Source organism: Halomonas sp. BC1 (assembly GCF_002078135.1).
Taxonomy (GTDB): Bacteria; Pseudomonadota; Gammaproteobacteria; order Pseudomonadales; family Halomonadaceae; genus Vreelandella; species Vreelandella stevensii.
This window is the reverse complement of record NZ_LFGS01000004.1, coordinates 86,111-96,703: the sequence shown is the minus strand read 5'-3', so window position 1 is coordinate 96,703 and position 10,593 is coordinate 86,111. Positions and strand designations below refer to the sequence as shown.

Sequence of the window (10,593 nt, the reverse complement as noted above, 5' to 3'; positions counted from 1 at the left end):
AGCGGCTCGGCGCAGGCGCGCAGCCAGCGCTCTACCTGGGCGGCCATGGGCGAGCTGAACACCTTGTCGTGGTCCGAAAGGTACACGCTCTTCACCCCTCGGCTGGCCAGCGCCTGACGAATGGCGCGGGCTTCCTGCAGGCCGTTCACCAGCACTGCCATATCGGAAGGTTTGAGCGGGGTGAGGGCGTCGTCGGTTTGAAAGCCGCTCTTGCCGTGTTGGCCTGCGTTGAGCAGTTCCGCCATGTACGAGGCGCAGCGTTCGGCCATCTCGGTCTGGTAGGCGGTTTTGGAGAGCGGCTCGTCGGCGGCGAGTGGCCAGAGCGTCATGGCGGGCAGTGGTTGGCCCTGGTGAACGAGCTGTTCACTTCGGCCTTTGGCGTCTACCGGCAGAAACGGCAGCGGGTTGTCGCCGCCTTCTTCGCGGAACAGGAAGGCCCCTGCCGGGTGTTCATCGGCATAGCGGAAGCAGTGGTTCACTGCCTCTACCATGGCGCGGCTGGAGCGGAAGTTGGTGCCCAGCGTCACGTGGCGGCCTGCGGTGTCTTCGCGGGCTTTCAGGTAGGTGAAGATATCCGCGCCGCGAAAGGCGTAAATGGCCTGCTTGGGGTCGCCGATCAGCAGCATGGCGGCGTCGCGGCGGGGCCTGGCGACTTCGTACACCGCGTTGAAGATGCGGTACTGGATGGGGTCGGTGTCCTGGAATTCGTCGATTAGCGCCACGGGGAACTGGCGCAGAATCTGCGCGGCCAGCGCCTCCTTGTTGGGGCCTTGCAGGGCGCGGTCCAGGTGGGTGAGCAGGTCGTTGGGGCCCATTTCGGCGCGGCGCTCCTGCTCCCGCTCCAGGCGTACTTTGCACCACTGCACGGCGTGAATCAGCAGGTCGTTGCGTGGCTCGGGCAGCGTGTTGAGCGCGGCGGGCAGCTCGGCCAGCGCTTGCCAGGCCTTCGGGCAGGGTGGCGCGCCCTCTTTCCATATTTCCGCCATGCCGTCCGGGGTCAGGCGTTTCCAGGCGGCGGGGGTGAGCGCGGGGCGCTCTAGGTCGCTGTCGCTCCACTCCCGCAGTGCGCCTAGCCAGTTGGCGCGGCTTTTGGCGTTGAAGCTTTGGCCTTTGAAGGCTTTGCGCTGGGCGGCGTCTTCCAGCGCGGGCACCAGGTCGTCCAGCCATTCGGGCCAGGGGGCTTTCAGGGTGCTGAGCAGGGCGCTGCGCTCGGCGGCGGCGGTGCTCAGCGTGTGGGTTGGCTCGGGGCGTAGCGCGCCCAGTGCGTCGCTTTCGTGGAGCAGCTTGCGTACGTCCTGATGCAGGTGGTCGGGGGATTTCCAGTAGCCGGTGATGCTGCCCAGCGCCTCGGCGTCCAGCGGGTAGTAGAAGGTGCGCCAGTAATCGCGCACCACTTCTTGCTCCAGTTCGTGCTGGTCGTTTTCCAGGTTGAGCGAGAACAGGCTGCCGCTATCGAAGGCGTGTTCCCGCAGCATGCGGTAGCACCAGCTGTGGATGGTGGAAACGGCGGCTTCGTCCATCCACTCGGCGGCCAGCTCCAGGCGGCGAGCGCAGGCGGGCCAGGTGGCCTCGGGGTACTGGCTGCGCAGCGCCAGAAGAAGAGAGTCTTCACCCTGATCACGAAATACGGCAGCCGCCTCTACCAGCCGATGGCGAATGCGTTCGCGCAGCTCCTGGGTGGCGGCGTTGGTGAACGTGACCACCAGAATTTCCGGCGGGGTGAGCGGGCGCACGAAGGCGGTGTCGTCCTCGCCGTGCTGCCCGCCCAGTACCAGGCGCACGTAAAGCAGCGCGATGGTGAAGGTTTTCCCCGTGCCCGCGCTGGCTTCGATCAAACGGCTGCCGTGAAGCGGCAGCGTCAGCGGGTTCAGCGGGGCGGGCTGGCTCATTCTTCTTCTCCGAACATCACGGCAGGCGGAAAGCAAAGCGCCTTGGGTGGGTGACCCAAGGCACCGGCACTATATCGCGTCGCCGGGTGCTGGGCAAAAGAGCAAAGCAGCGTTAGAGGCTGGTTTGAAAGACGCTATCGAACTCGCTGGAGAAGTCTTGGGTGGCTGGAAAAATCCCTAATTGTTCAGCGCTCCATATCACGAGTCTTTTTGACGTGATGAGAAGAACGTCAGAAAGTTCGTTCAACAGGTTAAAGTGCTCTGCTATTTGCGCGTAGTGCGTCGAGTAATCATGAGCGGCAATATTGCGAATGGCACGACAACGCTGCCAGTCGCTGGTGGCGTCCACGACGCCTTGTTTTTCAAACAGCGAAAGGACTTTGAGAAAGCTGTCGGTCGATTCACCTGCCAACAGAGCGCTGTGCCTCATGGCAGACGCAATGGAGTCCTGGAGTTTGGCAAAGCGCTCATTGATAGCGGCCAGTGTTTCAAAAAGGTCGACGTCTTTTTTATGGTCGGCTAACCAGTCACCGTCCAAAGGCCATGTGACTTTTTTGCGTGACTGGTGAAGAAACCAGGCGCAACGCTGGATGGCTTCAAGCAGCTGCGCCAGATAACGCTGCTGTTCGCTAAGGACATCTTGGCTCATGCCGCTTCCTCAAGCGTTATTGAGCGTGACTGTGCGAGCGCCATGGCTTGAAACGGGGTGGGTTCCGCCTTTTTTACGTAGGTTACGAGATCGAACGGTAGCTGGAGGCGCTGTTCAAGCGCCATTTTGAGTTCAGCGCAGGCAAGTAGCGAAATAGCGGTGGGTGAGATAAGCAGTAAATCGACATCGCCGCCTCGCTTACCATCGTCTAGTCGCGAGCCGAATACATGCACGGCCACCGAAGGCCCAGCAAACTCACGGACGGCTGCCAGAATAAGCTCACGCTGTGATTGAGAAAGACGCATGGGGTCTGCTCCTCGCTGAACGCTAATGTTTTAAAGGTTAGCACTCTATTGCCGATGGCGGATAGTCGCTCAACTGCCCGCAAGTTAGGGCAAAAGAGGGCAGGGTGTGAGGTATCGCTGCCAACTGCTAATCTAGTGGGCTAGCCGCTCTTGGCGATCTGTTGACGCTGGTGAAGGGATCTCATGCTGACCTCGCTTCTGGATAACGATTTCTACAAGATCACGATGCAGAATGCCGTGATCAAACGCTTTCCCTATGCTCACGCCCGTTACGCATTCATCAATCGCGGGGAGCATGCCTTTCCCGAGGGCTTTGGTGAGGCGCTGCGCGGGGAGGTAGACCGCATGGTGGCGCTGTGCTTGACCGAGGAGGAGAAGCGCTATCTGGAAACCACTTGCCCTTACCTGGACCCCACCTATCTCGATTTTCTGGCGGGCTTTCGTTACGACCCCCGCGAGGTGACCATCGAGCAGCAGGGCAGCGAGCTGTCGGTGGTGATCGAAGGCCCTTGGTACCGCACCATTTTATGGGAAGTGCCGCTGATGGCGCTGATCAGTGAGCTTTGGTATCGGCTGCGCGGCGTGGCGGTGTCGGAAGAAGATGAGGCGCTCATCGAGCAGCGCACCCGGGAGAAGATCGAACTCTACCGCCAGCACGGGCTGAAGATTGCCGAGTTCGGCACTCGTCGGCGCTTCTCGTTTGCGGTGCACGACCGGGTGGTGGAAGCGCTGCGCCACTACGGCGGGGAGGCCTTCAGCGGCACCAGCAATGTGCTGCTGGCCATGCGCCACGGGGTGAAGCCCATTGGCACCCACGCCCACGAGTGGTTCATGTTCCACGGGGCGCGTTTCGGTTTCAAAATGGCCAACAGCCTGGCGCTGGAGCACTGGGTGGATGTGTACCGGGGGGATTTGGGCATCGCGCTCACCGATACGTTTACCACGCGGGCATTTTTCGAGAGCTTCGACAAGAAGTTCGCCAAGCTGTTTGACGGGGTGCGCCACGATAGCGGCGACCCGATCGAGTTCGCCGATGCCACCATTGCCCATTACCGGCGCCTGGGCATCGACCCGCTGAGCAAGACCATCATCTTCTCCGATGCGCTTACCCCTGAAAAAGTGGAGCGCATTCGCGCCTTCTGCCAGGGGCGCATTGGCATGGCCTTCGGGATCGGCACCAACTTCACCAACGATATCGGCGTGGCGCCCATGAACATGGTGATCAAGATGGTCGAGGCCCGCCCCGAAGGGCAGGGCTGGCTGCCGGTGGTGAAACTGTCCGATGTGCCCACCAAGAACACCGGCGACCCGGAGATGATTGCGTTGGCGAAGCGCATTTTATCGCTGGGCGGCAAGGGAGATGAAAGCCCGCTGATCTGAGGCTGCCTGGGGCAGCCGCATGCTAAACTGCTCTTTGTATCGCACTTTGTGTTCTGGAGACCGCCGTGCAGGATGCCCATCGCCGTAAGCTCCCCATCGGGATTCAGACGTTCTCGGATATCCGCGAGGGCGACTATTACTACGTGGATAAAACGCCGCATATCGAGCGCCTGGTCAACCAGAACAAATACTACTTTCTCTCGCGGCCGCGCCGCTTCGGCAAAAGCCTGTTGCTGGATACGCTACGCTGCCTGTTCGAGGGCCGCCAGGCGCTGTTCGAAGGGCTCCATATTCACGACAGGTGGGACTGGCAACAGCGTTACCCGGTCATTCGTATCAGCTTTGCCGATGGTGTGATGCAGAGCCGTGAAGCGCTGGATGAGCGTATTCGTGATCAGCTCCGGGTGCAGCGTGAGCGGCTGGGCATTACCCAACACCACAAGACGGATATACCCGGTGAATTTTCAACTCTGATTCGCAGCGCCCACCAGCAATATGGTCAGCGGGTGGTGGTACTGATCGACGAATACGACAAGCCGATTCTGGATAACATTCTGCAACCTGAGCGCGCTCGGGAGCTGCGCGAAGGGCTGAAAAATCTCTACAGCGTGCTGAAAGATGCCGACCCTCATTTGCACTTCGTGCTGCTCACCGGGGTTTCCAAGTTCAGTAAGGTGAGCTTGTTTTCGGGGTTGAACAACCTCAACGATATCACCCTTGACGACCCTTTCAGCACGCTTTGCGGCTATACCGACGAAGACATCGATACGGTGTTCGCACCGGAATTACCCGGTTTGGATCGTGAGGCCATTCGTCAGTGGTACAACGGCTACCGCTGGGGTGGGCGTGAGGTGGTGTCTGTCTACAACCCGTTTGATGTGCTGCTGCTGTTTCAAAAGCGCGAGTTCGCGCCGTACTGGTTCGAGTCTGCCACGCCGACGTTTCTGGTCGATATTCTCAAGCAGCGGGGGGTATTTACGCCCTCATTGGATCACTGGGAAACCGAGTATGAACTGCTCAGCCAATTTGATGTGGATCAGATCAGCACCGAAGGCCTGCTGTTTCAAACCGGCTACCTGACCATCCAGCAGGTAGAGGAGCCGCTGCTGGGATACCGGCAGTACACGCTGGGCTTCCCTAACCGTGAGGTGGAAACCAGCCTCAACCACGCCTTGCTGCCATCGCTGGGAGTTGAAAACGCCCCGCGTGAACGCAGGACGCTGTTCCGCCATTTAAGCCAGCATGACCTGGTTGGGCTGGAAGCGCACCTAAAGGCACTCTATGCCGGGCTTCCTCACGATTGGTACCGCAACAACCCGATTGCTCGCTACGAAGGACATTATGCCAGCATCTTCTACAGCCACTTCGCGGCCCTGGGGCTGGATGTAACGGTGGAAGATGCCAGCCACCACGGCAAGGTGGATATGAGCGTGAACTTTGGCGGGCATATCTACCTGTTCGAGTTCAAGGTGGTGGAGCAGCTGCCGGAAGGCCAGGCGCTGGCGCAAATCAAGCAGAAGGGATACGCCGACAAGTATCGTGCCTCTGGCAAGCCCATACACCTGATCGGCGTCGAGTTCTCCAGCGCCAAACGCCAGATTGTGGCGTTCGATGTGGAAACGCTCGACGCGGTGTAACCCCCTTGCTGGTTTACCCTTTGACGGCCTGATGAAGCGGCGCGTAGAGCGCATCCACCAGTGTGGCAAAAGTGTGCCCGTTGGCCTGCTCGAAAAACAGCCGCTCGAAGCGGGGCCACTGGTGGCTTAAATACGCGCTTTGCGCGGCTTCGCCGGTGACCTTGTAACCCCCTTCATAGGCGGCTTCGGCGGCAGCAAAGGCGTCGCTGTCTCGGCCTTTCTCCTGCGCTATTTCCGGCGTGCCTTGCTTGGCCAGCCAGGCAAAACCGGCCTGTGAGGCCAGCGGCAGCGGGGTTTGCAGGCCCGCTTGCCAGGCGGCGAGCTGGGTTTCCAGATGCTGGCGGGCGGTGTCGGCAGCCACGGGTTCCAGCGTGACATGCCCGGCTTTGGAAAGTAGCAGGGTGGTCATCGGGCCGCTGAGGTTGCCTGCCAGGTGGGCGACCCAAGGGCGCAGCAGGTGGCTCCAGCGGTACTGGCCGCGCCCGCTGCCCTGGCTAATCAGGCTGCTGCTGAGCAGCAGCAGGCGGCAGCGCTGGCCTGCCTCATCCTGGCGCAGCTCGCCCAGGGGTTCTTCCAACGTGAGGCCGTGGGCCTCGAACTGCACCTGTGCGTCTGGCAGCGCGTGCGGCCACGCCGTGAGTGCTTCTTCGTAGGCGTTGAACAACTCTTCCATGGGGTCGGCGAGGGCATCGCGCATGCGCTCGCCGAAGGCACCCATGGCCAGTACCCCTTGGCCTTGAAAGCGCTCCAACGCGTCGTGCAGCACCTCGATACGCGGTTGGCCGTGGTCCACTGCGTGGCGCTGGGCGGCAATCAGCTGGTCCTGGAGCTGCCAGTTTTGCAGGCCATCCAGCGCGAAGGGCTCGGCGTCCAGCTCGGCGATTGCCTCCTGCTCGAAATAGACCCCCAGCCGGGTATTGAAGAAGCTGCGCACCGGCTCGCGCAGAAAGCCGCCCAACTGCGCCAGCGAGAGGCTGGTGGGGGCGTTTTCCGGTGCGGGTAGCATGCGCTCCACCGCGGGCGGCGTGCGGGGGGCGTGCACTTCCCGCCATTCGTGGGCGTAGGTGAACAGGCGGCCCGCCGGGTGGTTGAAGTAAGCGCGGCTGAACGGCTGCAGCGGGTGTTCGGTGGTGAGTCTTTCCAGCAGCGGCGCGCCGGTGTGCGTTTGCCAGCCAGCCTCCAGGTGGTCGCGCAGTTGGCCCACCAGTACCGAGGGGGGCAGCGGGGAGTTGTCGATCTGGCTGCGGCCCATCCAACTGATGTAGAGCTGGTCCCGGGCGGAGAGCAGCGCTTCGAGAAACAGGTAGCGGTCGTCTTCCCGGCGGGAACGGTCGCCGGGACGGTAGTCGCTGCCCATCAGGTCGAAATCCAGCGGTGGCTGGGAGCGGGGGTAGTCGCCGTCGTTCATGCCCAGCAGGCACACCCGCTTGAAGGGGATGGCGCGCATGGGCATCAGGGTGGCGAAGTTCACCGCTCCGGCCAAAAAGCGCTGGGAAAGGCTGTGTTCATCGATGTGTGCCAGCCAGTGTTCGCGCACCATGGAGAGCGGCAGCGGGTCGTCGAGTTCTGCTTCCTGGCTGCTTTCCAGCATCTGCTGCAAGCCGTTTTCCAGCTTGGTGAGCATGATGCTTTCCTGGGCATCGTCGGTGAGGAAGAAGGTTTCCAGCAGTGCCCGCAGCCGCGCCACCCAGGTGGCGGCATCGGTGGGTTGGCAGAAGGTTTCCCAGGTGGCGTCGAGTTTTTCCAGCAGCGTGGCCAGCGGCCCTGCCAGGCCCGCTTCCAAGCCGCCAATATCATCGAAGGGCTCGATGCCTTGCCAGGCGTGGCCGTCGCCGACGGTGTAGCCCAGCAGCAGGCGGCGCAGGCCGAAGGCCCAGGTGTTCTGGCTTAGCCCGCCGGGCAGCTCCAGCCGCTGGCGCTGCTGGGCGTTCAGCCCCCAGCGGATGCCCGCGCCTTCCATCCAGCGCTCCAGCACCGGCAGGTCGCGCTCTTCCAGGCCAAAGCGCTGGCGCAGGGCGGGCACTTCCAGCAGGTCGAGCACATCGCTGACCGTCAGGCGCAGCTCTGGCAGCCGCAGCAGTTTTTCCAGCGCGATCATCAGCGGCAGGCGGTGACGGCTGGCCTGGTCCGAGAGCGTGTAGGGTATATGCCGCGGGTCGTCCGTGGGCAGCTGGCCAAATACCGCTTCGATGTGCGGGGCGTAGCGGTCGATGTCCGGCACCATGACGATGATATCGCGCGGACGCAGGGCGGGGTCGGCGCTGAAGGCGGCCAGCAGCTGGTCGTGAAGAATCTCCACTTCCCGCTGGGGGCCGTGGGCAATATGAAACACGATGGAGTCATCGGTGGCGGGCAGCGCTGGCCACTGGCCTTGGGTTTCTGCCACCGGGCGCAGCTCGCGGATATCGTCTTGCAGCTGGCTGAGCAGGCAGTGGCGCTCCTCGCCGCTGAACGGCTCGAACATATCGATGCGCAGCGCCTGCTGCTCGAAAAGCGTTTGGTAGTTGCCCGCGTCGTCGTGCTCATCGAGTAGGCGCAGATAGTCGCGGCCCTGCTTGCCCCAAGCGGCCAGCAGCGGCTGGGCGTGCAGGTGCAGGGCATCATCGGCATCGCCGGTGCCCAGTACGTCCAGCGTGTCGGGCATACCGGTCTTGCGCCGCTGGCGATAGCGCTGGGCGCGCAGCAGGTCTTTGTGTTCGATGATGTCCGCCCAGTAGAACTGGCAGGGGTTGTGCACACACAGCACGATCTGGCAGCAGCGGGAGAGCGCCGCCAGGGCTTCCAGGGTTTGCTGAGGCAGCGACGAAATACCGAAAATGATCAGCCGCCGGGGCAGCCCTGGCGGGCAGGCCTGGCCTTCCAGCTGTTCGGTGGCCTTCAAAAAGCGCTGGTGTACCTGGGCGCGGCTGCTGTTCAGCCCGGCATCGCCTTGGGTGGCGGCCACATCGTCACGCAGGATGCGCCACAGCGCAGGCTGCCAGCACTGGTGCTCTTCCAGCGGGCGGTGTTCGCCTCGGGCGGTAATCAGCACATCGTGGCCGTTGGCCCAGGCGTCCAGCCAGTCGGCGCGGTACACCTGGTACTGGTCGAAGAGATCCGCCAGCCGCTCGGCCAGCTGGTAGTGCTTGCGCTGATCGCGGTCGGTTTCCAGAAACTGCGCCAGTGGTTCGAACACCGGCTGCCCGGCCAGGGTGGGCAGCAGGCGCAGCAGCCGCCACACCAGGCGCGATTTATCGAACGGCGAGGTTTCCGTCACGGCGTCGGCATCGTGGGAAACGTGGGTGAGCACCCGGCGGTAGGCCTGCCATAAAAACCGCGCGGGCAGCATCACGTCCAGCGCCGCTGCAATACCCGCGCCGCCGTTCTTCGGGTCTTCCGCCAGGGCCAGCTTCAGCCACTGCCCAATGCCGTTGCTCTGCACCAGAATGGTTTCGTTCTCCAGCGGCCCCAGCGGGTGTCGCCGCATCCACTCCACCGCCAGCCCCCGTAAATCCTCCAGGCGATTGGCGTGTACCACCATGAAGCCGGGGGTGAGCGAAGTGGGGGAGAGCAGGGCATTGGCAGGCATACGGCGGCGTTCCTTCACGGCAATCGGCGTCACGGGGATGCGGTCACGCTATGGTGCCATAAGATGGAGGTTGTCGTGTGTCTCTGGAGTAGGAACTTTTACACATCCTGAGTTATCATAAAAGATAACTTGATCGGAGCTGTGCTATGGAGTGGCAGGTTGAGTTTTACCCAGGCGTAGAGCAAGAAATTTTAAGCATGCCACCCAAAATACAGGCCAGAATGCTTCGGTTGCTGGAGATGGTAGAGCAGCATGGTGCTCACTTAGGGCCTCCTCACACGGAGTCCATGGGTGACGGCCTGTTTGAGATTCGAGCAAAGGCACAAGAGGGGATTGGCCGTTCCTTGTTCTGTTACGTGCATGGGAAACACATCGTCGTGCTGCACGCATTCGTCAAGAAAAGCCAGAAAACGCCGCGTCAGGCGTTAACATTAGCGCGGTCAAGACAGCGCGAGGTGCAGTCATGATGAACTTAAAGGCACTAAAAGAGCAGGCGCTTCAGAACCCTGAGGTGAAGGCGGAATATGAACGTCTGGCACCGGAGTTTGCATTGGCCTCCACGCTTATTTCAATGCGCCAGCGTGCCGGGCTGACTCAGGAAGAGCTTGCCAAACGTCTGGAGACGCAGAAAAGTAACATTAGCCGCCTGGAGCGAGGAAGCAGTAACCCCGGTTGGAAAACGTTGCAGCGCTATGCAGATGCCTGCGGCTTCGAGCTGACGGTACATGTGGAACCACAAAAACACCCCTCCCACTAAACAACCAATCGCTCCCATGACGGCGGCCTTTCGTGCGTCATTGATTCAAGCCGAAAGTCACCGGAGTCTTCTAAAGCTGCCGATGGGAGGGCGAGCATCATTACCAAAAGGAGCGGCTTACGGCGCTTCTTCTTCCTTGAACGCCTTCAATCCGCCTTCGATATTCACGACTTGGGTATAGCCCAGTTGCTGCAGGGTGTCGGCGGCCAGGGCGCCGCGATTGCCGCCTGCGCAGTGGCACACTATGGGCGTGTCTTTATCGGGAATCGCTTCCTGGATGCGCATTTCCAGCGTGCCCCGGCTGATGTTGAGGGCGTTTTCGATATGCCCCTGCTCGAACTCTTCCTTGTCTCGCACGTCCAGCACCACGTGGCCCTGGGCGATGCGCTGTTTGGCATCGCTAGCAGT

Annotated in this window: 9 protein-coding genes; 4 read left to right on the top strand and 5 right to left on the bottom strand. The window is 61.7% G+C overall.

From position 1 onward, the window contains the following. From B7L72_RS02035 to B7L72_RS02025, 3 genes are all read right to left on the bottom strand, one after another. The coding region (locus B7L72_RS02035; RefSeq protein ID WP_176212818.1) for a UvrD-helicase domain-containing protein at positions 1-1,889 on the bottom strand (1,889 nt) is incomplete at its 3' end. A gap of 112 nt (positions 1,890-2,001) precedes the next feature. Further along, positions 2,002-2,538, bottom strand: a complete 537-nt coding sequence (locus tag B7L72_RS02030; protein WP_081192286.1) for a hypothetical protein — start codon at positions 2,536-2,538, stop codon at positions 2,002-2,004. Further along, positions 2,535-2,843 (bottom strand): nucleotidyltransferase domain-containing protein, encoded by a 309-nt coding sequence (locus tag B7L72_RS02025; RefSeq protein ID WP_039175961.1) that lies wholly within the window; start codon positions 2,841-2,843, stop codon positions 2,535-2,537. The genes B7L72_RS02030 and B7L72_RS02025 overlap by 4 nt, the downstream gene beginning before the upstream one ends. Positions 2,844-3,026: 183 nt before the next feature. Between B7L72_RS02025 and pncB the strand changes: the two genes are divergently transcribed. Both pncB and B7L72_RS02015 read left to right on the top strand, forming a co-directional pair. Then, the gene (pncB, locus tag B7L72_RS02020) at positions 3,027-4,223 is read left to right on the top strand and encodes a nicotinate phosphoribosyltransferase (RefSeq protein ID WP_081192284.1); all 1,197 of its coding nucleotides are present in this window, start codon (positions 3,027-3,029) and stop codon (positions 4,221-4,223) included. A 65-nt stretch (positions 4,224-4,288) separates the two neighbouring features. Next, the gene (locus tag B7L72_RS02015; protein ID WP_081192282.1) at positions 4,289-5,860 is read left to right on the top strand and encodes an ATP-binding protein; all 1,572 of its coding nucleotides are present in this window, start codon (positions 4,289-4,291) and stop codon (positions 5,858-5,860) included. Between the two features lie 13 nt (positions 5,861-5,873). Here the strand turns inward: B7L72_RS02015 and recC are convergent, their stop codons facing one another. Further along, entirely contained in the window at positions 5,874-9,428 is a 3,555-nt protein-coding gene (gene recC, locus B7L72_RS02010) for an exodeoxyribonuclease V subunit gamma (protein ID WP_081192280.1), read from the bottom strand. A gap of 146 nt (positions 9,429-9,574) precedes the next feature. On the opposite strand from recC, the gene B7L72_RS02005 reads away from it, so the two are divergent. Both B7L72_RS02005 and B7L72_RS02000 read left to right on the top strand, forming a co-directional pair. After that, positions 9,575-9,895: a type II toxin-antitoxin system RelE/ParE family toxin gene (locus tag B7L72_RS02005; RefSeq protein ID WP_081135273.1), complete on the top strand. Its 321-nt coding sequence runs from the start codon at positions 9,575-9,577 to the stop codon at positions 9,893-9,895. Next, positions 9,892-10,185: a helix-turn-helix domain-containing protein gene (locus B7L72_RS02000; protein WP_227407773.1), complete on the top strand. Its 294-nt coding sequence runs from the start codon at positions 9,892-9,894 to the stop codon at positions 10,183-10,185. Before B7L72_RS02005 ends, B7L72_RS02000 begins: the two co-directional genes overlap by 4 nt. 117 nt (positions 10,186-10,302) lie before the next feature. Here B7L72_RS02000 and B7L72_RS01995 read toward each other — a convergent pair. Then, on the bottom strand, positions 10,303-10,593 hold a 291-nt coding region (locus B7L72_RS01995), incomplete at its 5' end, for a rhodanese-like domain-containing protein (protein WP_081192278.1).

What these genes read in the sequence shown, in the direction of transcription:
- B7L72_RS02030 (WP_081192286.1), bottom strand. Translation starts at nt 2,538, where the DNA reads ATGAGCCAAGATGTCCTTAGCGAACAGCAGCGTTATCTGGCGCAGCTG.
- B7L72_RS02025 (WP_039175961.1), bottom strand. Translation starts at nt 2,843, where the DNA reads ATGCGTCTTTCTCAATCACAGCGTGAGCTTATTCTGGCAGCCGTCCGT.
- pncB (WP_081192284.1), top strand. Translation starts at nt 3,027, where the DNA reads ATGCTGACCTCGCTTCTGGATAACGATTTCTACAAGATCACGATGCAG.
- recC (WP_081192280.1), bottom strand. Translation starts at nt 9,428, where the DNA reads ATGCCTGCCAATGCCCTGCTCTCCCCCACTTCGCTCACCCCCGGCTTC.
- B7L72_RS02005 (WP_081135273.1), top strand. Translation starts at nt 9,575, where the DNA reads ATGGAGTGGCAGGTTGAGTTTTACCCAGGCGTAGAGCAAGAAATTTTA.
- B7L72_RS02000 (WP_227407773.1), top strand. Translation starts at nt 9,892, where the DNA reads ATGATGAACTTAAAGGCACTAAAAGAGCAGGCGCTTCAGAACCCTGAG.